Origin of the sequence: Luteimicrobium sp. NPDC057192 (genome assembly GCF_042670205.1) — a bacterium.
Classification (GTDB): Bacteria; Actinomycetota; Actinomycetes; order Actinomycetales; family Cellulomonadaceae; genus Luteimicrobium.
On record NZ_JBHUWD010000022.1, the window covers coordinates 51,964 to 70,871 of the forward strand.

Annotated in this window: 24 protein-coding genes; 17 read left to right on the plus strand and 7 right to left on the minus strand. The window is 71.4% G+C overall.

The window, feature by feature from the left end:
* The first annotated feature begins 58 nt into the window (after positions 1 to 58).
* Positions 59 to 1,123 carry a hypothetical protein gene (locus ACFT5B_RS11735; RefSeq protein WP_386798364.1) on the plus strand — a complete coding sequence of 355 codons (1,065 nt, stop codon included), beginning with the start codon at positions 59 to 61 and terminating at the stop codon, positions 1,121 to 1,123.
* A 23-nt stretch (positions 1,124 to 1,146) separates the two neighbouring features.
* Here ACFT5B_RS11735 and ACFT5B_RS11740 read toward each other — a convergent pair whose 3' ends face one another.
* Together ACFT5B_RS11740 and ACFT5B_RS11745 are read right to left on the minus strand one after the other, a co-directional pair.
* Positions 1,147 to 2,046, minus strand: coding sequence for an HpcH/HpaI aldolase/citrate lyase family protein (locus ACFT5B_RS11740; RefSeq protein WP_386798366.1), 900 nt, complete (start codon positions 2,044 to 2,046; stop codon positions 1,147 to 1,149).
* Between the two features lie 99 nt (positions 2,047 to 2,145).
* Positions 2,146 to 2,637 carry a hypothetical protein gene (locus ACFT5B_RS11745; protein WP_386798368.1) on the minus strand — a complete coding sequence of 164 codons (492 nt, stop codon included), beginning with the start codon at positions 2,635 to 2,637 and terminating at the stop codon, positions 2,146 to 2,148.
* A gap of 291 nt (positions 2,638 to 2,928) precedes the next feature.
* On the opposite strand from ACFT5B_RS11745, the gene dinB reads away from it, so the two are divergent.
* Positions 2,929 to 4,197 (plus strand): DNA polymerase IV, encoded by a 1,269-nt coding sequence (gene dinB / locus ACFT5B_RS11750; RefSeq protein WP_386798370.1) that lies wholly within the window; start codon positions 2,929 to 2,931, stop codon positions 4,195 to 4,197.
* Between the two features lie 41 nt (positions 4,198 to 4,238).
* Here the strand turns inward: dinB and ACFT5B_RS11755 are convergent, their stop codons facing one another.
* Positions 4,239 to 5,294, minus strand: coding sequence for a hypothetical protein (locus ACFT5B_RS11755; protein ID WP_386798371.1), 1,056 nt, complete (start codon positions 5,292 to 5,294; stop codon positions 4,239 to 4,241).
* Positions 5,295 to 5,444: 150 nt separating this feature from the next.
* On the opposite strand from ACFT5B_RS11755, the gene ACFT5B_RS11760 reads away from it, so the two are divergent.
* Positions 5,445 to 5,837 carry a hypothetical protein gene (locus ACFT5B_RS11760; protein ID WP_386798373.1) on the plus strand — a complete coding sequence of 131 codons (393 nt, stop codon included), beginning with the start codon at positions 5,445 to 5,447 and terminating at the stop codon, positions 5,835 to 5,837.
* 60 nt (positions 5,838 to 5,897) lie between these two features.
* Complete coding sequence (locus ACFT5B_RS11765; protein ID WP_386798375.1) at positions 5,898 to 6,410, plus strand: TspO/MBR family protein; 513 nt, start codon at positions 5,898 to 5,900, stop codon at positions 6,408 to 6,410.
* 30 nt (positions 6,411 to 6,440) lie between these two features.
* On the opposite strand, the gene ACFT5B_RS11770 is transcribed toward ACFT5B_RS11765, so the two are convergent.
* Positions 6,441 to 6,635, minus strand: a complete 195-nt coding sequence (locus ACFT5B_RS11770; protein ID WP_386798377.1) for a hypothetical protein — start codon at positions 6,633 to 6,635, stop codon at positions 6,441 to 6,443.
* 271 nt (positions 6,636 to 6,906) lie between these two features.
* Here ACFT5B_RS11770 and ACFT5B_RS11775 point away from each other — a divergent pair, with 271 nt between their 5' ends.
* Both ACFT5B_RS11775 and ACFT5B_RS11780 read left to right on the plus strand, forming a co-directional pair.
* On the plus strand, positions 6,907 to 7,353 hold the full coding sequence (locus tag ACFT5B_RS11775; RefSeq protein ID WP_386798379.1) for an Hsp20/alpha crystallin family protein: 447 nt from the start codon (positions 6,907 to 6,909) through the stop codon (positions 7,351 to 7,353).
* Positions 7,354 to 7,595: 242 nt separating this feature from the next.
* A complete protein-coding gene (locus ACFT5B_RS11780; RefSeq protein WP_386798381.1) occupies positions 7,596 to 8,858 on the plus strand; it encodes a tyrosine-type recombinase/integrase in 1,263 nt (420 codons plus the stop codon).
* Positions 8,859 to 8,861: 3 nt separating this feature from the next.
* Here ACFT5B_RS11780 and ACFT5B_RS11785 read toward each other — a convergent pair whose 3' ends face one another.
* From ACFT5B_RS11785 to ACFT5B_RS11795, 3 genes are all read right to left on the minus strand, one after another.
* Positions 8,862 to 9,263, minus strand: a complete 402-nt coding sequence (locus tag ACFT5B_RS11785; RefSeq protein WP_386798383.1) for a hypothetical protein — start codon at positions 9,261 to 9,263, stop codon at positions 8,862 to 8,864.
* Between the two features lie 148 nt (positions 9,264 to 9,411).
* Positions 9,412 to 9,801: an ImmA/IrrE family metallo-endopeptidase gene (locus ACFT5B_RS11790; RefSeq protein ID WP_386798385.1), complete on the minus strand. Its 390-nt coding sequence runs from the start codon at positions 9,799 to 9,801 to the stop codon at positions 9,412 to 9,414.
* A gap of 57 nt (positions 9,802 to 9,858) precedes the next feature.
* A complete protein-coding gene (locus tag ACFT5B_RS11795) occupies positions 9,859 to 10,614 on the minus strand; it encodes a helix-turn-helix domain-containing protein (RefSeq protein ID WP_386798387.1) in 756 nt (251 codons plus the stop codon).
* Between the two features lie 213 nt (positions 10,615 to 10,827).
* Between ACFT5B_RS11795 and ACFT5B_RS11800 the strand changes: the two genes are divergently transcribed.
* The 11 genes from ACFT5B_RS11800 (at position 10,828) to ACFT5B_RS11850 (ending at position 18,908) form a co-directional block, all read left to right on the plus strand.
* Positions 10,828 to 11,082, plus strand: coding sequence for a helix-turn-helix domain-containing protein (locus ACFT5B_RS11800; RefSeq protein ID WP_386798389.1), 255 nt, complete (start codon positions 10,828 to 10,830; stop codon positions 11,080 to 11,082).
* Positions 11,079 to 11,855 carry a phage antirepressor gene (locus tag ACFT5B_RS11805; protein WP_386798391.1) on the plus strand — a complete coding sequence of 259 codons (777 nt, stop codon included), beginning with the start codon at positions 11,079 to 11,081 and terminating at the stop codon, positions 11,853 to 11,855. Before ACFT5B_RS11800 ends, ACFT5B_RS11805 begins: the two co-directional genes overlap by 4 nt.
* The gene (locus ACFT5B_RS11810; protein WP_386798393.1) at positions 11,852 to 12,061 is read left to right on the plus strand and encodes a hypothetical protein; all 210 of its coding nucleotides are present in this window, start codon (positions 11,852 to 11,854) and stop codon (positions 12,059 to 12,061) included. The genes ACFT5B_RS11805 and ACFT5B_RS11810 overlap by 4 nt, the downstream gene beginning before the upstream one ends.
* A gap of 77 nt (positions 12,062 to 12,138) precedes the next feature.
* Complete coding sequence (locus ACFT5B_RS11815) at positions 12,139 to 12,594, plus strand: hypothetical protein (protein ID WP_386798395.1); 456 nt, start codon at positions 12,139 to 12,141, stop codon at positions 12,592 to 12,594.
* Positions 12,591 to 12,881, plus strand: coding sequence for a hypothetical protein (locus ACFT5B_RS11820; protein ID WP_386798397.1), 291 nt, complete (start codon positions 12,591 to 12,593; stop codon positions 12,879 to 12,881). Before ACFT5B_RS11815 ends, ACFT5B_RS11820 begins: the two co-directional genes overlap by 4 nt.
* The gene (locus ACFT5B_RS11825; RefSeq protein ID WP_386798399.1) at positions 12,878 to 13,777 is read left to right on the plus strand and encodes a YqaJ viral recombinase family protein; all 900 of its coding nucleotides are present in this window, start codon (positions 12,878 to 12,880) and stop codon (positions 13,775 to 13,777) included. The genes ACFT5B_RS11820 and ACFT5B_RS11825 overlap by 4 nt, the downstream gene beginning before the upstream one ends.
* On the plus strand, positions 13,774 to 14,691 hold the full coding sequence (locus tag ACFT5B_RS11830) for a hypothetical protein (protein ID WP_386798401.1): 918 nt from the start codon (positions 13,774 to 13,776) through the stop codon (positions 14,689 to 14,691). The genes ACFT5B_RS11825 and ACFT5B_RS11830 overlap by 4 nt, the downstream gene beginning before the upstream one ends.
* Complete coding sequence (locus tag ACFT5B_RS11835; RefSeq protein ID WP_386798403.1) at positions 14,691 to 15,104, plus strand: hypothetical protein; 414 nt, start codon at positions 14,691 to 14,693, stop codon at positions 15,102 to 15,104. The genes ACFT5B_RS11830 and ACFT5B_RS11835 overlap by 1 nt, the downstream gene beginning before the upstream one ends.
* A complete protein-coding gene (locus ACFT5B_RS11840) occupies positions 15,101 to 15,400 on the plus strand; it encodes a hypothetical protein (RefSeq protein WP_386798405.1) in 300 nt (99 codons plus the stop codon). Before ACFT5B_RS11835 ends, ACFT5B_RS11840 begins: the two co-directional genes overlap by 4 nt.
* The gene (locus ACFT5B_RS11845; RefSeq protein ID WP_386798407.1) at positions 15,397 to 17,943 is read left to right on the plus strand and encodes a DNA methyltransferase; all 2,547 of its coding nucleotides are present in this window, start codon (positions 15,397 to 15,399) and stop codon (positions 17,941 to 17,943) included. The genes ACFT5B_RS11840 and ACFT5B_RS11845 overlap by 4 nt, the downstream gene beginning before the upstream one ends.
* Positions 17,940 to 18,908 (plus strand): DNA cytosine methyltransferase, encoded by a 969-nt coding sequence (locus ACFT5B_RS11850; protein ID WP_386798409.1) that lies wholly within the window; start codon positions 17,940 to 17,942, stop codon positions 18,906 to 18,908. The genes ACFT5B_RS11845 and ACFT5B_RS11850 overlap by 4 nt, the downstream gene beginning before the upstream one ends.

Genomic DNA, 18,908 nt, shown 5'->3' on the forward strand with positions numbered 1-18,908 from the left:
CCCGGTGCTCTTTCTCCTCCGACGGGCGCGAGCCCCGAGCGGAGAGGAAGGTGGCGTCATGGTCCGCACCGGTCCTGCGGCGCAGGCGTTCGCGCTGGGGCGCGTCGGCGGACGGATGCCGCGTCCCGGCCTGTGCCTCCAGCTCACACGCACGGTGTTCGGGGTCGGCCCCCGCTACGCCTCGGCTGTCGCGGCGTGGGAGCACGCCGTCCGCCGCCACACGACCGCGCCCCCGCCCGGCGCCGTGGTGCCCGTGTTCTTCCGGACGCCGTCGCCGTACCGGCACGTCGCCGTGGTGCTGGGCAACGGCAAGGTCGTGTCCACGAACGGCGCCGCGATCAGCCTGTGGTCGAGCGTCGAGCACGTCGCCGAGGTCCTCCGCGGCCCGTACCTCGGCTGGACCGAGGACCTCAACGGCGCGCGGGTCCACGTCGGTGAGCCGCACCGGCACGTCCCCGTCACCGGGGTCTGGGGCTCGCTCACGACGACGGCGCTCCAGCGCCGGTTCGGCACCCGCGTCGACGGGCTCGTCACGGGCCAGGTGCGGCTCCGGGCGAACGCGAACGTGCCGTGCCTGCGCGCGGGGACCGGAGGCTCGCAGCTCGTCGTCGCGATGCAGCGGTGGCTCGGCATCGAGGCGACCGGGCAGCTCGACGGCACCACGATCCGCGCGCTCCAGCGGCGCTTCGGCACGACGGTCGACGGGTCGGTCTCCAAGCCCTCGAGCCTGGTCGAGACGATGCAGCGGGCGCTCGACGCGCCGTCGTCGGTGCTCCCGGGCGAGGGGCTCCTCCCCTCCGAGCGTCCCGTCAGCCCGAGGACCGGGGTGCCACCGCTGCTGCCCGGGATCCCCGGCGTGCTGGTGCCCGTCCTCCCGGACGACCCCGCGCTCCTCGCGGACGGTGCCACGCTCCCGCCCGACCCGATCGACCTCGGGCTGATCCGCGGCGACCTCGTCACCGCCGACCCCGCGGCAGACGCCGCCACGGTCGACCTCGACCCCGCGGACGGCACCGACCCCGACCTCGACGCGGACCACCACCTCGAGGACGCCCCGCAGGACGAGGAGGCCGGGCTCGACAGTGCCCCACAGCCGTCGTCGGGCGCGCTCACCTCGGCCTGACGCCGTTCCCGGCGCCGCACGGGTCAGCTCGGGTTGACCCCGAACGCGAGCGCGAGGCGGTCGATCTTCTGCGCACGGCCGAGACGCGGCAGGTCGGAGCCGTCACGGATCACGCGGCCCCGCGCCTCGAACTCGGCCAGGAAGTCGCGCGCCCACGCGACGTCCGACGGCGTCGGGCTGATGACCTCGTTGACCACGGGCACCTGCTCGACGTCGAGCACGAGCTTGCCCGTGAGCCCCAGGGACACCCCGACGCCCGACTGCTCGCGCACGACCGGGTGGTTGCGCGACGTCGTCGGGCCGTCGATGGGGCCGGGCAGGTCGCCGATGCGGCTCGCGACGACGAGGCGCGAGCGCGGGTACGCCATCGCGAGGTCGTCGGCGGAGGTGCCGGTGTCGCGGCGGTAGTCGCCCGACCCGAACGCGAGCCGGAACGCCCCGCGCGCCCGGGCGATGTGCACGGCCTCCTCGATGCCGAGCGCCGACTCGACGAGGGCGAGCACCGGCGTCCGGCCGCCGAGCCGGTCGAAGGTCTCGGTGACGTCCTGGGCGGCCTCGGTCTTGGCGAGCATCACGCCCGCGAGACCGGGCAGCCCGGCCAAGGCGTCGACGTCGTCGGACCAGAACGCCGTCGAGCGGTCGTTGATGCGGACCCACGTGTGGCCCTCGCCGTCCCGGAGCCACGCGACGACCCGCTCGCGCGCCTCCGCCTTCGCCGCAGGGTCCACCGAGTCCTCGACGTCCAGGACGACCTGGTCCGCGCGGGACCGGGCGGCGACGTCGTAGTCCCCGCTCAGCGCGTTGACCAGGAGCCACGAGCGCGCGATCTCCGGCGCGACGGGACGGGGGCGGCGGGTGCCGGCGGCCCCGTCGGGCGCGGCCGACGAGGGGTGCTGGGCGGTGGTGCGGTCGTCGATCGTCATGCGCTCTTCCTGGGAAGGTCTCCGGACGCGACGGTGCGCCCGCCACGGCAGCGTCTCACACGTGGGTGGGCGTTCCGGGCCAGGGCAGGCGCGGCGACGTCAGGCCGGCAGGACCGCGCGCAGCGCCATGTCGCGGGCCGTCTCGAGGACGCGGGCCGAGTGGCCCTGACCGTGGACGGCGTCGTCGGCGTCGAGCAGGGCACCGAACGCCTCGACGAGCTCGGCGTTCCTCGCCTGCACGGGCACCGGGTCGACCGATGCGGGCACGACCTCGGCCACGTGCCGCGGCAGGTGCGAGCCACGGCCGGGAATCCGCACGGCCTCGCCCGAGTGCTCCCGCGCCCGACGACGCACCTCGACCCAGGTGTGAGCGCTCAGGCCGCCGAGCTCGACGGGGAGGGGGCGGTCGGCCGCCGCGACGGCGCGCGCGACGGTGGAGACCAGCAGGTCGTGGAACGTCGGGTCCAGGCGGCCCCCCACGAGGAACCGGACGTCCGAGTCCCGGCCGGCGCGCACCGCCTCGACCGCTGCCACGAGATCGAGGATCGCGTCGGCCTCTTCGGCTCGGCGCTGGTGCTCCGACGGCGTCATGGTGCCTCCCTGTCGGGCCGGCCCCCGCTGACCCTCTTCCCCTATCCACGCGCACGCCTCGCGGGCGTGCGCGTCGGGGAGCGGGTGAAATTGGGCGGGACCTCTTGCGCACCGGCGTCGGGACGCGCGCACGAGCCAGCCGCGAGATACCGAGTTCCGACCGAGATACCGAGGCAGCCTCGGTATCTCGGCCGATCCTCAGTATCTCGGCGGGCTGCCGGGGGGTCGGCGGGGCCGCCGCCGGCCCGGGCGGCTGGACGGCAGGCCGTCCCGCGTTCGAACATATGTTCTATGGAACGATCCCGCCGGGCGGCCGTGCTGCACGCCGACCTCGACGCCTTCTACGCGTCGGTCGAGCAGCGCGACGACCGCCGCCTCCGCGGACGGCCGGTCGCCGTCGGGGGCGGCGTCGTCCTGGCCTGCTCGTACGAGGCCAAGCGGGCGGGCGTCCGGACCGCCATGGGGCTGCGCGAGGCGCGCGGGCTCTGCCCGGGCCTGATCGTGGTGCGCCCCCGGTTCGACGCGTACACGACGGCGAGCCGCGCGGTCTTCGACGTCTTCCACCGGACCACCCCGGAGGTCCAGGGGGTGTCGATCGACGAGGCGTTCCTCGACGTCGCGGGGCTCCGGCACATCGACGTGCCGCCGGTCGAGATCGGCGCGCGGCTGCGAGCGCAGGTCCGGGACGAGGTCGGGCTCGCCATCACGGTGGGCGTCGCGCGGACGCCGTTCCTCGCGAAGGTCGCGAGCCGCGTCGCCAAGCCCGACGGGCTGCTGCTCGTCGAGCCCGACGCCGAGGACGCGTTCCTCCACCCGCTGCCCGTCGAGCAGCTCTGGGGCGTGGGCGCCGTGACCGCGACCAAGCTGCACCGGCACGGGCTCTTCACCGCCGGCGACGTCGCCGCCCTGCCCGACGTCGCCCTCCGCTCGATGCTGGGCCCGGCCGCCGGCCGTCACCTGTTCGCCGTCGTGCACGGGATGACGCCCGAGCGGGTCGACACGGGACGACGCCGAGGCTCGATCGGCGCGCAACGGGCGCTCGGCCGCGGACCCCACCGCGACGGGTTCGTCCGTGCCGCGCTGCTCGGGCTCGTCGACCGCGTGTGCCGCCGGATGCGCGGGGCGCACCGGATCGCCCGGACCGTCGTCCTCCGGCTGCGGTTTGACGACTACACGCGCGCCACCCGCTCGCACACGTTCCCGCACGCCACCGACTCCGGCGACGACCTCGCTGCTGCGGCGCTCCTGCTGCTCGACGGCGTCGCCGGGCTCGTCCGCGAGCGCGGGCTCACGCTCGTGGGGGTCTCGCTGACGAACCTCGCGCCCGACGACGTCGTCCAGCCCGCCCTCCCCCTCGACCTCCGCGGCGTCGCCGGAGCGGGCTCCGACGCGCCGCGCGTCGTCGACGGGAGCCGCCGCGAGACGCACGGGCTCGACGTCGCCGTCGACCAGGTCGCGGAACGCTTCGGGTCCGGCAGCGTGCGGCGCGCGAGCCTCCTGCGCCACGGCGAGGGCTTCGCGGCCCCGCAGCTCCCGGAAGCGACCGACGACGACGCGTGAGCGTGCACGACCGCCGACCCGGCGACCCGGCGACCCACCGCTCAGGATGCGGGGCCGGCCGTGTCGAGGTCACCTCCGGCCTCGGGGTCGGCCTCGACGTCCTGCGGCGCGGCGGCGAGCTCGTGGGCGTCGTCCAGGTCCGGGTCGGCCTCGTCGACCGCGTCCGAGTCGGCCGTCGCCGCGTCCGCCGCGGGGTCGTCGACGACGTCGTCCGCGTCGTCGGTGATGGCCTCGGCCTCGAATTCAGGCGCGTCGACCGGCTCGGCGCCGATGTCTACCAGGACGATCTCGAGGTCGTCGGGGTCGAGCGGGAGCGTCGAGCCGTCGGGCAGGAGGTCCTCGTCGACGGGCGCCGGCTCGCCGAACGTCTCCTCGACCGGGAGGATCGAGGCCTTCTTGTTGAGCGCGCGCTGCATCGCGGTCACCAGACCCGAAGGGCTGGAGACCACGCCGTCGACGTGCGTGCCGAAGCGCTTCTGGAGCGCACGCACGGTGGCGCCGTCGAGCTGGCCGTCCGTCGCGGTGCCGAGCCATCGCTGCATCGCGACGACCAGGAGCGATCCCTCGGACCCGGCCTTGAGCGCTCCGACGTTCTTGTTCGCGCCGGTGCGGACCTGCCCGGAGATCACCCCGTCGACCCTCGTGCCGAAGCGGCGCTGCAGCGCCTTCGTCGTCATGGACCCCCAGACACCGGTGACCGGGAGCGTGCGAGGGCCGCCGAGCGCGTAGACGCGCACGCCGTTGAGGTCCTCGGCCCATCCCAGGTACGGCCCCTTGAACAGGGTCGCGACCTGGTCGATGCTCGACCACAGGCTGATCTTCGCCCCGTTGGTCGAGACCACCTTGCCGTTCCCGAGGGCGACCGCCACGTGCCGGTACTTCGACGGCGTCCGGAAGAACACCGGGACGACGGCCCCGGCCGGCGGCCGGCCCGTGTGCCGGTGTGCGGCGTGGTTCCAGGCGGCGATCGCCGACGGGAACTTGGGGCCGACCCCGAACACGGTGCGCGTGAACTGCAGGCACAGCCCGGCCTGCGGCATGTGGCCGCCCACGCGACTCAGGGCGAGCTGCTGCGCCTTCTTGCCCGTGTGGACCATGGCTCCTCCTTCGGGCTCCCCACGGCGCGACGGCGCGCCGCGCGGTCAGCGGGGGGCCATGCACCGAACGAGCACGTAAGGCCGCGGTTTCGTACGTCGCCGACGGGAGGGCGGAGCGCGGGTGTCGGTCCCGGGTGCCATGCTCCGCGCATGACGATCAGCGCCGACGAGCTGCGCCAGCACTTCCTGGCCGCCTGGGGACCCGACACCTGCTATCCCGACTCGAGCGAGACCTGGAGCCCCGACAACCCCTCGCGCGACCAGTGCGGGATGACCGCGCTCGTCGTCCAGGACGTCCTCGGCGGCGAGCTGATCCTCGCGGAGGTCCACGTGGACGGCGTCCAGATCGGGCACCACTACTGGAACCGGCTCGCCGACGGCACGGAGGTCGACCTCACCGGCGACCAGTTCCTTCCCGAGGAGAGCGTGGTCAACGGCAAGATCGTCGTCCGGCCGCCCGACGCGCCCCGACGCCACCGCGAGCAGTACGAGCTCCTGCGCGAGCGGATCTTCCGGTCGCTGGAGGCCGCGTCCGCGGTGTGACGACGCCGTCGTGGGCGGGCCCGAGGTGCCTAGACGCGGGGCGGCGCTAGCGTCGGCACGATGACGTTCCGCAACCTCGCCCGACGCTTCGCGTCCTCGCCCACGACGCTCGCAGCGACCGGTGCCGCGACGGTGGCCACGGCCGTGGCGGGCAGCCTTGCGACGGACGTCGACAGCCGCTGGTACCGTCGGCGCGAGCTGCCGCCGTGGCAACCACCCCGTCTGGCGTTCCCGATCGTGTGGACGACGCTGTACGCCGACATCGCCGTCACGTCGGCCGCGACCCTGACCCGCCTCCGGCGCACCGACCCGCGCGCGGCACGCCGGTTCGGGATCGCGCTCGGCGCGAATCTCGCGGCCAACGCCGGCTGGACCGTGCTCTTCTTCCGGGCCCGCCGCCCGTCCCTCGCGACTGCCGGAGCGCTTGCCCTCGCGGCGAGCTCGACCGACCTCGCGCGTCGGGCCGCGGCCGCCGACCGCGCGCACGGCGTCGCGCTCGCGCCCTACGCCGCTTGGTGCGCGTTCGCGACGGCACTCTCGGCGGACATCTGGCGCCGCAACGGCGACGGCTGAGCCGCTCAGCGCGGCCCGACCAGGGCTCCGTCAGCCCGGCCGGTCGGCAAGGTGCTGGGCGAAGCGCTTCGCCTGGTCGAGCTCCCAGAACGTCGCAGCCTCCGGATCGTCGACGCCAGGTGGTCGGATCCGCCACCCGTCCGACTGGCGCGTGATCCGCCACTGCCCCTCCGGGCTCTCGGCAACGACCTCGTCGCCGTCCCCGCTCCAGCTCAGCCCCGTCATCGCGCGTCCCTCCGCGTCGCGCCGTCCCGACCGCGGGTGCTCGAGCCCGACGACGCCCACCACCATCGAACCGCGCCCGACAGTCGTACGCCCCGTGAGCGGGCACGGCGCCGGGCTCTCGCGGCCTCTCATCGGACTCCCGACCCCTCTTGGCACTCGGCAGCGAGGAGTGCTAAAAGTGGAGGCGTAGCCCTCCGGCCGGACCGGTGGTCCGCCGGGCGATGCTGAGGTCCCGGAGGGCCCGGGACCGCGACCGAGGAGGTGACGGGCAGTGGCTACTCGTTTCGACCCCTTCCGTGAGATGGACCGCCTCATGGGCCAGGTGCTCGCATCCGACCGCGCCGCCGCGACGATGCCGATGGACCTGTACCGCGCCGGCGACCACTACGTGCTCGACGTCGACCTTCCGGGGGCCGATCCCGGGTCGATCGACATCAGCGTCGAGGACCGGACGCTCACGATCCGTGCGCAGCGCTCGGCGCGCACCGAGCAGGACGTGCAGTGGCTCGCCAAGGAGCGACCGGCGGGGACGTACGCCCGCCAGCTCACCGTCGGGCGCGGGCTGGACCTCGACGCGATCGCCGCGACCTACGACGACGGCGTCCTGACGCTCACCGTCCCGGTGGCCGAGGAAGCCAAGCCCCGCCGGATCGAGGTCCAGCGGAGCGGTTCGTCCACCGCGATCGAGCCCTCCGGTACCGCCGTGACGGCGAGCTAGCGCGACCGGCACGGGAAGGCGCCTCCGCGACACGACGAAGGCCCGGAACCTTGCGGTTCCGGGCCTTCGCATCGGGTGCGCCCGAAGGGATTCGAACCCCCAACCTTCTGATCCGTAGTCAAAGGATCGGGGCTAGACTGGCAGGGTAAAATGGCCTCTGACCTGCAATAACGCCAGCCGTGCGGGAGCCAGGCGGGGGCTAATGTTGGCCCCCGAGTTGGCCCCCAGGAAGGAGCGCCCACATGGCCGAACGTCGACGCCGGCAACACGGCACCGGAGGCATCACCTACGACGCCACCAAGAAGCGGTACATCGGCACCATCGAAGCCGGCGTCACCGCCCGCGGAACCCGTCGCCGACTCAAGGTCTCCGGCGCCACCGAGGCTGAGGTCAAGGCCAAGCTCAAGGAGAAGGCCCGACAGATCGCCGCGGAAGGCCTCCCCGTCGAAGGAGCCTCCGCCCGCGCCACCGTCGGCACCTGGGCACCCACCTGGGTCACCCGCCACGCGACCGAGGTCCGGCACTCCACCGCGGCCACCGACGCCTCCGCGGTCAGGCGCTGGATCGTCCCCGCCATCGGGAACCGCAGACTCGAACAGCTCACGCCCGCGGACGTCCGCACCGTCACCTCGGCCGTGGTCTCGGCCGGCCGATCCACCACGACGGCGAACTACGTCCAGGGCGTCCTCCTGCGCATGCTCCGCGCCGCCATCCTCGAGGGCTACCAGGTCCCCCAGCGCGTCCTGCTCGTCCCAGCACCGTCGAAGGCGGTCAACGACCGCGACTCCATCAGCCTCCTCGACGCGCACGAGCTCCTCCGCCGCGCCGCCGGACTCCCCGACGGGTCCCGGTGGGTCGCGGCCTTCCTCCAGGGGATGCGCCAGGGCGAGTGCCTCGGCCTCACCTGGGACTCCGTCGACCTCTCGGCCGGGACCATCACGATCGAGTGGCAGCTCGACGCGCTCCCCTACCGTCGACCGCACGACCGCAGCAGCGGGTTCAAGATCAAGCCGGGGCTCCCGCATCGCCACCTGGTCGACCGGTGGCACCTCGTCCCGCCGAAGACGGCGAAGGGCAAGCGCGTCATCCCCCTGGTCCCATGGATGACGGCCGCGCTGATCGCGTGGCGCGAGATCGCACCCCCGAACCGGTGGAACCTGGTGTGGCCGGCACCGGATGGCTCCCCGCGTGACGACGTCGACGACCGCATGGCCTGGTACGACCTCCAGGACGCGGCGCAGGTCGCGCACACGGAGCAGGCGCCCCCGAGGGACGGTGACGCTGAGGACTTGATCCGTCTGGACGGCCGCCGGTACGGGCTGCACGAGGCCCGCCACACCACGGCGACCTTGCTCCTCGAGGCGGGGGTTTCGGAGGCGGTAGTGATCGCGATCATGGGGCACAGCTCGATCGTCACGACCCGCGGCTACCAGCACGTCTCACAGACGCTCGCGCGCCGCGCGCTCGACGACGTCGCAGCACGTCTCGGCCTCACCGCGAGCTGACGGCTACTTCCCCGTCGCCGCGTCGCACTGGTCGAGCAGGTCGCTGAGGTTGCTGGCAGTCTCGCCGGCAGTGGTCGCGGAGTCGCTCAACTTCGACGACAGCGCCTTGATCGAATCCGCGTCGGCCTGCAGCTTGTCGGCGTCCTGCGCGTAGGCATCGTTGAGTGCGTCAGGGACAGCGCTCATCATCTTCTGAACGTTGCCCGAGTACTCGGCGAGGTTCGAGCCGAACGTGCGGACCTGCTGCAGCGCGAGCTGGCAGGACGGGTCCATCGCTGCGGACGCCGCGGGGGCCGTGACCGTCACGGTGACCGTCGGCGCAGGATCCGCGCCCCCGGATGAGCACGCCGTGAGAGAGAGGCCTGTCAGGACAGCGCCGATGACGACGGCAACAGTTCGCTTCATGGGCCGGATCATCCCGCACCCAGCCGACATTCAGAGTGCGACTAGCGGGTGAATGCGCGTGTGCAGATATCCGCACATCGCCCCAATGTGTGCATATACGCACAATCCAGCCATAGGCCTTGATCCAGTCAGATCAAGGCCTATGGCTTCACGCAGGGTCATCGCGGGCGAGGATCGCGTCAGCGATCCACTGCTGCTCGTCAGGTGTCAGGTGCGCGAGACGATCTTCGAGGACGGCCCTGGTGACCCAGCACTGGTCTGCGATCTCGTCGAGGCTCGTCGACCACCGCCAGGCGTCGACGAGCGTCGCGATGTCGACGAGCCGGCGCGCGGTCTCCGCTCGCACGTGCTCCTCGTCGGCGCCGAGCTCGATGTGCACGATCTCGTGAGCGACCGTGCAGCGTCGCTCAACCTGGAGCTGGTGCGGGTGCATGACGATCTTGGAGCGTCCGTCGGTCTGCCCGTACCGGCCCGCGAGGGGCGCCCAGATGAGGTCGACGTGGGCGAGTGACCTGAGGTGGCGCCACGGGTGATACATGGTCGGAACCGTAGCGCAGGGCACACGTTCTGTCGAACAGGTGTTCGAGTTTCACCCTCAGGCAGGCTCGTCGTTCCCGCGGTCTTGCGATCCCTCGGCCGCGACGTCCTGCACTTGGGATAGCCGTTCGTGCGCAGTCCCCTCAGCGGGGGCAGGGTAGGCCGCCAGGTCGAAGGGCTCAGCGCCAGACCGCTGCCGCTCGAGCGCCTCATCGACGATCGCCACGGCGTCGTCGTAGACCGATTCCGGTTCCGCGGTCACCTGGATGGCGTCAAGCGCCGCGGCTTGTCGATGCAGGAGGCGCCCGAAGTGCCACGCGATGTCGCCGTCCTCGCTCTGCCTGAGCACGTTCAAATCGACGAACACACGAGGGGAGCGTGACGGCTCGAAGGTCTTCATCTGAACCATGACGATCGGCGCACGGGTGGATGCGGGGCTCTCCCCCGCCTGCTTCATGGGGGCGGAACGCTGGTCATGTTCCCCACCTGCTTCCTTCGTTGCCAGGAGCCTGATGAGCTCGTCGACCGCTTCGCGCTGGCGCAGCGTGAGGCGGTTGGCTTCGGTCGGGGGCACGTAGGGATCCTCCGTGTCGGAGGCTGCGATGCCGGCCCACTTCGAGACTGTAGCCAGGGGCACTCCGAGCGCATCCGCCACTGCCCGCAGGGTCTCGTCGCGGGGCGCCTTGCGGCTTCCCTGGACGAGACGCCTGACGGTCTCGACGGATGCTCCCGAGCGTCGCGCAAGGTCACGGATGGAGCTGATCCCTCGCTGCTCCATCGCCGTGTGCCACGGCTCGGGTGTCGTCGTGCTCATGTCTACAGATGCTCCGGCAGGTAGGCGCCACTCTCGTAATCGAACTGTAGACGGTTCGTCTACAGGTTCGTTGTGGTCTGCCAGGCAACGCGCAAGATTGCCCGTCTACATCGGGGTTGACGGTGTAGACGCTGCCGTCTACAGTCTTGCTTGTCAGCAGTCACCCGACTACAGTGGAGTCACCAGATGAGAACCCTTGAAAGGAGGCTGGACGTGAGGCTCATCAGCCCCGTCGCGCTCCGCCAGTACATCGCCTTCCGCGGCTTCAGCTACAGCGAACTCGGGGTCCGCTCGGACAATTCGAAGTCGCTGATCGGCCACCTCGCTACCGGCGAGCGGACCGCCACCAGCCCCGACCGTGCGCGCCGCATCGCGAAGGCGCTCGACGTCCCCGTGGAGGCCCTTTTCGTACCCGAAGTGTCTACAGTCAAGCGCGACACGCGCCACCGTGCGGGGGTGCCAGCGTGAACGAGCTCTCGCACTTCAACTTCCATGGGGCTGGCGTCCGGGTCCTGACCGACGAGCACGGCGAGCCGTGGTTCGTCCTCGCGGACCTCGTCCAGATCCTCGGACTGAACAGCAAGCCGTCGCAGGTCGCAGCCCGCCTCGCGGGCGACCAGAAGGGGGTCCGTGTGACGGACACCCTTGGCGGCCGGCAGAACGTGGCCGTCGTCAACGAGTCGGGCATGTGGACCGTGGTCCTCCGCAGCGACTCCCCCGCCGCCGAGCCCGTCCGCCGCTGGGTCACCGACGTCGTCCTCCCGTCCATCCGGAAGACCGGCCAGTACGGAGCACCCGCGACGCTCACTGGTCCCGAGCTCATGGCCGCGGCGCTCATCGAGGCGCACAAGGTCATCGAGGACCGGGACGCGAAGGTCGCCGCCCTCGCCCCTCGTGCTCAGGCCTGGGACGTCATGGTCTCCGCGGCCGGCGACTACGCCGTCGACGAGGCCGCGAAGATCCTGTCCCGCGACCCCGACATCGAGATCGGCCGCAACCGGCTGTTCAACCTGCTCTCGGAGCTCGGGTGGATCTACCGGCAGGGCGCCCGTAACCGGTGGCACGCCTACCAGACCGCGGTGCAGACCGGTCGCTTGGTGGAGCGGATGTCGTCCGCGTTCCTGAACTCGCGGACCGGGCAGATGGAGGCCCCGGCCCCCACGATCCGGATCACCCCGAAGGGTCTGGATGACCTGCGGGCCCGGCTCCTGCCCCGTCGGCTCGAGGTCGTGGCTGGATGACCGCCACAGCTGCTCCGCTCGCGCTGACGCTCAAGGACGCCGCGGACCTGACGCCGTTCTCGGTCGACACGATCGAGCGCGCCGTGAAGGCGACGGACCCGAAGAAGTTCCCGCCGCCGCTGCGCGCGAAGAGGGACTCGCGTGGTCGCCGGATCGTCCTGCTCAAGGACCTCGAGGCGTGGCTGGACTCCCTGCCTGACGCCTGAACCCCCAGACATGCCAGCGGCCCCGCCTCAACGACCAAGCCGGACGGGGCCACCAACAACCAAGAAGGAGTCTACCGATGAAGGTTCTCCAGTGGCTGAGGAGCCACATCACACAGGAGGGGCCGGCGGACGTGTCACCCCTCGACCGGGCGGACCGGCCGCACCGGGCCGCGGCGATGCCGTCGAGCCTGGCGGCGCCGTCGCGGACGGTCCCGATGACGGACGGCCGACACTCGCTCGACGAGCTCGCGGCCGACGCGGGGGCACCGCTGGACCGTCGGGCCCCGATCTTCACGGGTGCGGCGATCGAGTCCGCGGTGCGCACCGCGATGCGGGAGCACGGCCCGTCTTCACAGGCGGGACTCGCCAGCATCCCCCGCCCCGCCCAGCCGGCGCGGCTGACCGTCGAGGAGATGGTCGAGGTGGTGCGGTTCGCGATGGCGGGGTGCCCGTTCGACCCGGAGACGGACGAGATCGAGGTCACCGACTCGGGCGCCATCGTGCACGTCCACCCGCTCGGCGGTGCCCGATGAACGGCCGGATCGACTTCTCGGGCAACCGCTACTTCGGATCGCAGGAGCACCACGAGGACCGGACACGCCTGGTCTCGACCCTCATCGACGCAGTCCATGGCGTGAACGGTGCCGTGGCACTCGACGTCATCGACGAGGCCGTGGCGCTGTGTGGGTCCGAGATGGTCTCCGACGTCGTTTCGGACGCCCGGTACGAGCTCACGATGTCGGGCGCATCGCGCACCAAGGTCGCCACGCTCAACGCTCTGGTGGCGACGGCCTGCGCGATCCGTGGGGTGACCCGATGACCGCCCCGGCGCCCGGGACCGCGGAGTGGCAGCGGCTCGTCACAGCGTCGAAGGTCGCCGCGATCGTCGGCCTGTCTCCCTGGGACTCACCCCGGTCCGTATGGCACCTCCTCCGCGGTGAGATCCCGTCGGACGACGGCCGCAACATGGCGGCGAAGTCGCGGGGCCAGTACCTCGAGAACGGGATCCTCGACTGGTGGGTCGACCAGCACCTCGGCGTCGACCTGCACACCGCGGCCGTGGTGACGCGTCAGTACTACGCGACCCGGGACGACCTGCCGTGGGCCGCTGCCACTCCTGACCTCGCGACCCGGCTCCGGGACGTCGGCCTCGTCGTCGTGGACGCCAAGACGGCACGCGACGACGACGAGTGGGGCACACCCGGGACGGACGAGGTGCCGGCGTACTACGCGGCGCAGCTGCAGTGGTCGATGCACCTGGCTGGGGCGCGGCGCGGGTACATCGCGCTGCTGACGTCGCGGCTGGACCTGCGTGAGTACGTCCTCGACTACGACGAGGTCACGGCGCGGACGCTCGAGTCGATCTGCCGGGCGTTCTGGGAGTCCACCAAGGACCCGGACGGGGCGCCGCCGATCGACGACACCGTGGCGACGTTCCAGACGCTCAAGCGCCTGCACCCGGACATCGACCGGGATGCGGCCGTCGAGCTCGACGAGGAGGTCGCTCGCGAGTTCGTGGCCGCGACGACGGGGCTCAAGGCGGCGGAGGCCGCGGACCGGCTCGCCCGATCGACGGTCCTGGGCCTGATGGGTGACGCCCGCCTGGCCACCTACGACGGCGTGACGATCTGCCGCCGTCAGCCCAACGCCTACGGCATCTCCCTGGTGCCCGTGGCCAAGACCATCCCGACCCGTGACAAGGAGAACGCGGCATGACTGCCACCGACCTGACCGTGATGAGCGCCCCGCTTCCGGAGCGCATGGAGTACGCCAAGGCCCTCGCGGCATCCAACCTGCTGCCGCAGGCGTTCCGTCAGCAGCCCGCCAACGCCCTCGTGGCCATCGAGTACGGGAACGCCCTCGGGATCGCCCCGATCGTGGCGCTCTCGGAGATCAACGTGATCAACGGGACCCCGTCCCTGTCGGCGGCGCTGATGGCGTCGCTGGCCCGTGCGGCTGGCCACAAGGTCCGCACGAGCGGGGACGCGGAGTCCGCGACGTGCACGATCGAGCGGGCCGACGACCCCGGGTACGAGCACACGGCGACGTGGACGAAGAAGAAGGCCCAGGACGCGAGCCTGTGGGGCCGCGGCCACTGGGCGAAGGACCCGGGCACGATGCTCCGCTGGCGCGCGATCTCGGAGTGCGTGCGGTTCGCGTGCCCGGAGGTCCTGGCGGGGATCAAGTACACGCCGGAGGAGATCGTCGAGTTCTCGGGCGTCGCGGCTCCGGCACCGGTGCAGGTGCAGGCCCGCCAGGCGGACCGTCCGCGGTCGGGGAACGCCCGTCTCGCGGCGGCCGTCCAGGACCACCCCGCCGCCACGGCCCCGGTGGAGGACGTGCAGGACGCGGAGGTTGTCGAGGAGCCGGGGATGACGCAGGCGCAGTCCCGGAAGATGGGCGCGCTCATGCGGGAGCTCGACCTGTCGGACCGCGAGATCGCGTTGGCGTACGTGTCGGGGACGATCGGCCGGGACGTGGCGTCCAGGTCGGAGCTGACGAAGGACGAGGCGGGGCAGGTCATCGACTCGTTGGAGTCGGACCTCGAGGCCCAGAAGGCCAAGCCTGAGCCGACCGAAGCGCTGGACGCTGAGGCGGACGCGGCGTGGATCGCGGGCGGTGACGCCTGATGCGGTACTTCCAGAAGCTCAACGGCGACATCGTCCCCTACACCGACGACGACAGGCGACTCGCCCCGATCGTGAAGCTCGGCTCCTGGACCGAGGTCCGCGTCGTCCCGATGGACGCCGTGGTGATCGACGGCCCGCTGCCCGATGTCAGCGAGGACACGCAGAACATCTTCACCGCGGACTTCCATGCTCCGATCGATCTCACGCCCGAGGAGCTCGACGCCAAGGCGCGAGCGTTCGCGGCGATGGCGCGGTACCGGCGCGAACACCCGCCCGTCGACGAGGAGCAGGTGAAGGCGCTGGCCTCCGACCTCCGGGACCTGCTGAACCCCGACCGCCAGATGCACGACGTCGACCGCGACCTCGCCCGCGACCTCCTCGGGCTCGGCTGGACCAAGGGCGGTGCGCGGTGAGCGCCGCCGCCTGGTCCGCCGGCGGGGCCGTCGCGTTCGTCGCCCTCGTGTTCCTCGCCCTCGCGATCCTCGACCCCGACCGCCTCGACCCCCGACCACGCCACCTCCGCAAGAAGAACGCCGGGCGACCAGGGATCGCGACCCTCTTCGACGTCGACCTCGACGACGAGCCGTACCTCAACCCCGACTGCGCCCAGGGCAAGCACAAGGCATGTGCGGGCGACGCCTGGAACCTCGCAGCCGACGAACTCACCGAGTGCACCTGCCACTGCCACACCAAGGGGGCCGCCGCGTGACCACCTACGCCGACTTCATCGCCGACAAGGTCCGCTTCGACAAGCACTACGGGTTCGACATCAACCCCGACGACATCCACCCCACCCTCCTCCCCCACCAACGCGACATCGTGCAGTGGGCCGTCAAGGGCGGCCGACGCGCCATCTTCGCCGCGTTCGGCCTCGGGAAGTCCGTCATGCAGCTCGAGACCCTCCGCATCATCCTCGACGACCCGCGCTCCGGTGCCGGGTTCGGTCGGGCGCTGATCGTCGCGCCCCTCGGGGTGCGGCAGGAGTTCATCCACGACGCCCGGGAACTCCTCGACACCGAGGTCCGGTTCGTGCGCCGCACCGAAGACGTCGACCCCACCTGGTGGGGCATCCACGTCACGAACTACGAGTCCGTCCGCGACGGGAAGCTCGACGTGAACATCTTCGACGCCGTGTCCCTCGACGAGGCCGCTGTCCTCCGGTCGTTCGGGTCGAAGACGTACCAGACGTTCCTGACCAAGTTCTCGCAGGTCAAGTACCGGTTCGTCGCCACCGCCACCCCATCCCCCAACCGGTACAAGGAGCTCATCCACTACGCCGGGTTCCTCGGCGTCATGGACACCGGGCAGGCCCTCACCCGGTTCTTCCAGCGGGACTCCACCAAGGCGAACAACCTCACCCTGTACCCGCACAAGGTCGACGAGTTCCACCTGTGGCTCGCGTCGTGGGCGGTGTTCGCGTCACGGCCGTCAGACCTCGGTCACGACGACACCGGGTACGACCTGCCGCACCTGAACGTCCAGTTCGAGAAGGTCATGACGACCCTCGAGTCCGACAAGTTCGAGCGCGACGGGCAGGGCGTCATCTTCCGCGACGCCGCCATGGGGTTGCAGGACGCTGCCCGGGAGAAGCGGGACACCATGGGCGCCCGCATCGGGCACCTGCACTCGATCCTCGACGCCTGGGACGACGACGGCCAGCTCGACCAGGTCGTCATCTGGTGCGACCTCAACGCCGAGCAGGACGCCCTCGAGGTGTCGCTGCGGGACCGCGGCATCACCTACTCGTCCGTGCACGGGTCCCTGGACGTCGACGAGGTCGAACGCCGCATCGCCGAGTGGAAGGCCGGCCACACGGTCGCCCTCATCGGGAAGCCCGTGATGCTCGGCCAGGGCCTCAACCTCCAGCAGTGCAACAAGGCCGTGTTCGTCGGCGTCACCTACAAGTTCAACGACACGATCCAGGCCGTCCACCGCATCCACAGGTTCGGGCAGACCCGCACCTGCGACGTCCGGCTCATCTACGCCGAGACCGAGACCGAGATCGTCAAGACCCTGAAGGAGAAGTGGGCGATGCACGACACCCTGCGCGCCGAGATGGAGAAGGTGATCCGCAGGTACGGGCTGGAGAAGTCCGACATCGCGACCGCCCTGCAGCGCGACATGGGCGTGACCCGCGTCGAGGCCGCCGGTGAGGGGTGGCGGCTCGCGAACAACGACTGCGTCGACGAGGCCACCCGCATGGGCGAGAACACCGTCGACCTCATCGTCACGTCGATCCCGTTCTCCAACCACTACGAGTACACGCCCAACTACAACGACTTCGGGCACACCGACGACAACGCCCACTTCTGGGCCCAGATGGACTACCTCACCCCGCAGCTGCTCCGCGTCCTCAAGCCGGGCCGCATCTACGCGTGCCACGTGAAGGACCGCATCAACTTCGGGAACGTCACCGGCGCCGGCATCCCCACCGTGTCCCCGTTCCACTCCGAAGCCATCAACCACGGGCTCAGGCACGGCTTCGACTACATGGGCATGATCACCGTCGTCACCGACGTCGTCCGGGAGAACAACCAGACGTACCGGCTCGGCTGGTCGGAGATGGCCAAGGACGGCACGAAGATGGGTGTCGGGTCCCCCGAGTACATCCTCCTGTTCCACAAGCCGCAGACGGACAGGTCGAAGGGGTACGCGGACGTCCCGGTCACGAAGGACAAGGCGGAGTACACGCGGGCCCGGTGGCAGGTCGACGCGCACGCGTTCTGGCGTTCGAGCGGGGACCGGCCGCTCACCCCGGACGAGCTCGCGGCGCTCCCGATCGAGGACCGGTCCCGCACGTTCACGGAGCAGACGTTGCGCGGCGTGTACGACTTCGCCGACCACGTCCGCACCGGGGAGATCCTCGACAACCGGGGCGCACTCCCGGCGACGTTCATGTCCCTCGCGCCTGGGTCGTGGCACCCCGACGTGTGGCACGACGTCGACCGGATGCGGACCCTCAACGGGGAGCAGAAGCGCCGCAACGTGCAGATGCACGTCTGCCCGCTCCAGTTCGACATCGTCGAGCGGCTCATCGAGCGGTACTCCAACCCAGGCGACCTGGTGCACGACCCGTTCGCCGGGCTCGGCACCGTGCCCCTGATGGCCCTCAAGCACGGCCGCCGCGGATCCGGGTCGGAGCTCAACGGAGGCTACTGGGCGGACTCGGTGAAGTACCTGCTGGCGGAGGAGCGGGCGCAGGCCGTGCCGACGCTGTTCGACCTGCTGGACACCGAGGCGGTGCCCGCATGAGCGCACTGCTGAGCGGGGAGCTGTTCGCGGGCTACGGCGGCTTGGCCCTCGCCATCGAGCGCGTGTTCGGCGCCCGCACCGCGTGGGTCGCGGACGTGTGCGGCGACCCGGCGAAGGGGCGCGACCACAAGGACCCGCACGGCGCGCCGTGCACGATCCTCGCCCGCCGGTTCCAGGGCGTCCCGAACCTAGGGAACGTCACGAAGGTCAGCTGGCACAAGGTCCCGCGCGTCGCCGTGCTCGGGGGTGGTTCGCCCTGCCAGGACCTCTCGCACGCCGGGAAGCGCGCGGGCATGAAGGACGGGACCCGCTCGGGCCTGTGGGCGTCCATGTGCGACGCCATCGAGATCATCCGCCCGCGCTTCGTGGTGTGGGAGAACGTGAGGGGAGCACTCAGTGCCGAAGCGACCGCTGGCGACGTGGAGTCCTGCGAGTTCTGCGTGGGAGACCCAGGAGAGCCACCTCTGCGGGCACTCGGTCGTGTACTCGGAGACCTGGCCGAGCTCGGGTATGACGCTGCGTGGTGTGGCCTACGAGCTGCCGACGTGGGAGCCCCGCATGGACGGTTCCGCATCTTCGTCCTCGCCTGGGACGCTTCCGACACCTCGAGCGAGGGACTGGAAGCGTGGGGGCAAGGACGGGCTCGAGGTGGCGCTGCTACCGACGCCCGAGGCGAAGCTGGGGAGCAGCGGCCCGGACTACGCGCGGATGACGCGGCCCGGAACGGGCGGCGACTCGCTGCACGAGGCGGTCGGAAGGCTCGCGAGGTAGCCCTGCTGCCCACCCCCGCCGTCAACGACATGGGTGCTGGCAAGGAACTCGAGGCGTGGGACGCCTGGACCGACCGGATGAAGGCCTCGCACGGCAACGGGAACGGTCACGGCCGCTGGCGAGTACTTGGGGCCCCGCCCCACCCACACGCTCGGCCGGGACACCCAGCAACCCCCCGCGCCAAGCGGGGCTAA

Excerpts from the sequence above, each read along its gene's own strand:
- ACFT5B_RS11815 (WP_386798395.1), top strand. The coding sequence starts at position 12,139 with ATGAAGGTTCTCCAGTGGCTGAGGAGCCACATCACACAGGAGGGGCCG.
- dinB (WP_386798370.1), top strand. The coding sequence starts at position 2,929 with ATGGAACGATCCCGCCGGGCGGCCGTGCTGCACGCCGACCTCGACGCC.
- ACFT5B_RS11735 (WP_386798364.1), top strand. The coding sequence starts at position 59 with ATGGTCCGCACCGGTCCTGCGGCGCAGGCGTTCGCGCTGGGGCGCGTC.
- ACFT5B_RS11810 (WP_386798393.1), top strand. The coding sequence starts at position 11,852 with ATGACCGCCACAGCTGCTCCGCTCGCGCTGACGCTCAAGGACGCCGCG.
- ACFT5B_RS11770 (WP_386798377.1), bottom strand. The coding sequence starts at position 6,635 with ATGACGGGGCTGAGCTGGAGCGGGGACGGCGACGAGGTCGTTGCCGAG.
- ACFT5B_RS11745 (WP_386798368.1), bottom strand. The coding sequence starts at position 2,637 with ATGACGCCGTCGGAGCACCAGCGCCGAGCCGAAGAGGCCGACGCGATC.
- ACFT5B_RS11785 (WP_386798383.1), bottom strand. The coding sequence starts at position 9,263 with ATGAAGCGAACTGTTGCCGTCGTCATCGGCGCTGTCCTGACAGGCCTC.
- ACFT5B_RS11850 (WP_386798409.1), top strand. The coding sequence starts at position 17,940 with ATGAGCGCACTGCTGAGCGGGGAGCTGTTCGCGGGCTACGGCGGCTTG.
- ACFT5B_RS11755 (WP_386798371.1), bottom strand. The coding sequence starts at position 5,294 with ATGGTCCACACGGGCAAGAAGGCGCAGCAGCTCGCCCTGAGTCGCGTG.
- ACFT5B_RS11765 (WP_386798375.1), top strand. The coding sequence starts at position 5,898 with ATGACGTTCCGCAACCTCGCCCGACGCTTCGCGTCCTCGCCCACGACG.
- ACFT5B_RS11830 (WP_386798401.1), top strand. The coding sequence starts at position 13,774 with ATGACTGCCACCGACCTGACCGTGATGAGCGCCCCGCTTCCGGAGCGC.
- ACFT5B_RS11820 (WP_386798397.1), top strand. The coding sequence starts at position 12,591 with ATGAACGGCCGGATCGACTTCTCGGGCAACCGCTACTTCGGATCGCAG.
- ACFT5B_RS11835 (WP_386798403.1), top strand. The coding sequence starts at position 14,691 with ATGCGGTACTTCCAGAAGCTCAACGGCGACATCGTCCCCTACACCGAC.
- ACFT5B_RS11760 (WP_386798373.1), top strand. The coding sequence starts at position 5,445 with ATGACGATCAGCGCCGACGAGCTGCGCCAGCACTTCCTGGCCGCCTGG.
- ACFT5B_RS11790 (WP_386798385.1), bottom strand. The coding sequence starts at position 9,801 with ATGTATCACCCGTGGCGCCACCTCAGGTCACTCGCCCACGTCGACCTC.
- ACFT5B_RS11825 (WP_386798399.1), top strand. The coding sequence starts at position 12,878 with ATGACCGCCCCGGCGCCCGGGACCGCGGAGTGGCAGCGGCTCGTCACA.
- ACFT5B_RS11780 (WP_386798381.1), top strand. The coding sequence starts at position 7,596 with ATGGCCGAACGTCGACGCCGGCAACACGGCACCGGAGGCATCACCTAC.
- ACFT5B_RS11795 (WP_386798387.1), bottom strand. The coding sequence starts at position 10,614 with ATGAGCACGACGACACCCGAGCCGTGGCACACGGCGATGGAGCAGCGA.
- ACFT5B_RS11740 (WP_386798366.1), bottom strand. The coding sequence starts at position 2,046 with ATGACGATCGACGACCGCACCACCGCCCAGCACCCCTCGTCGGCCGCG.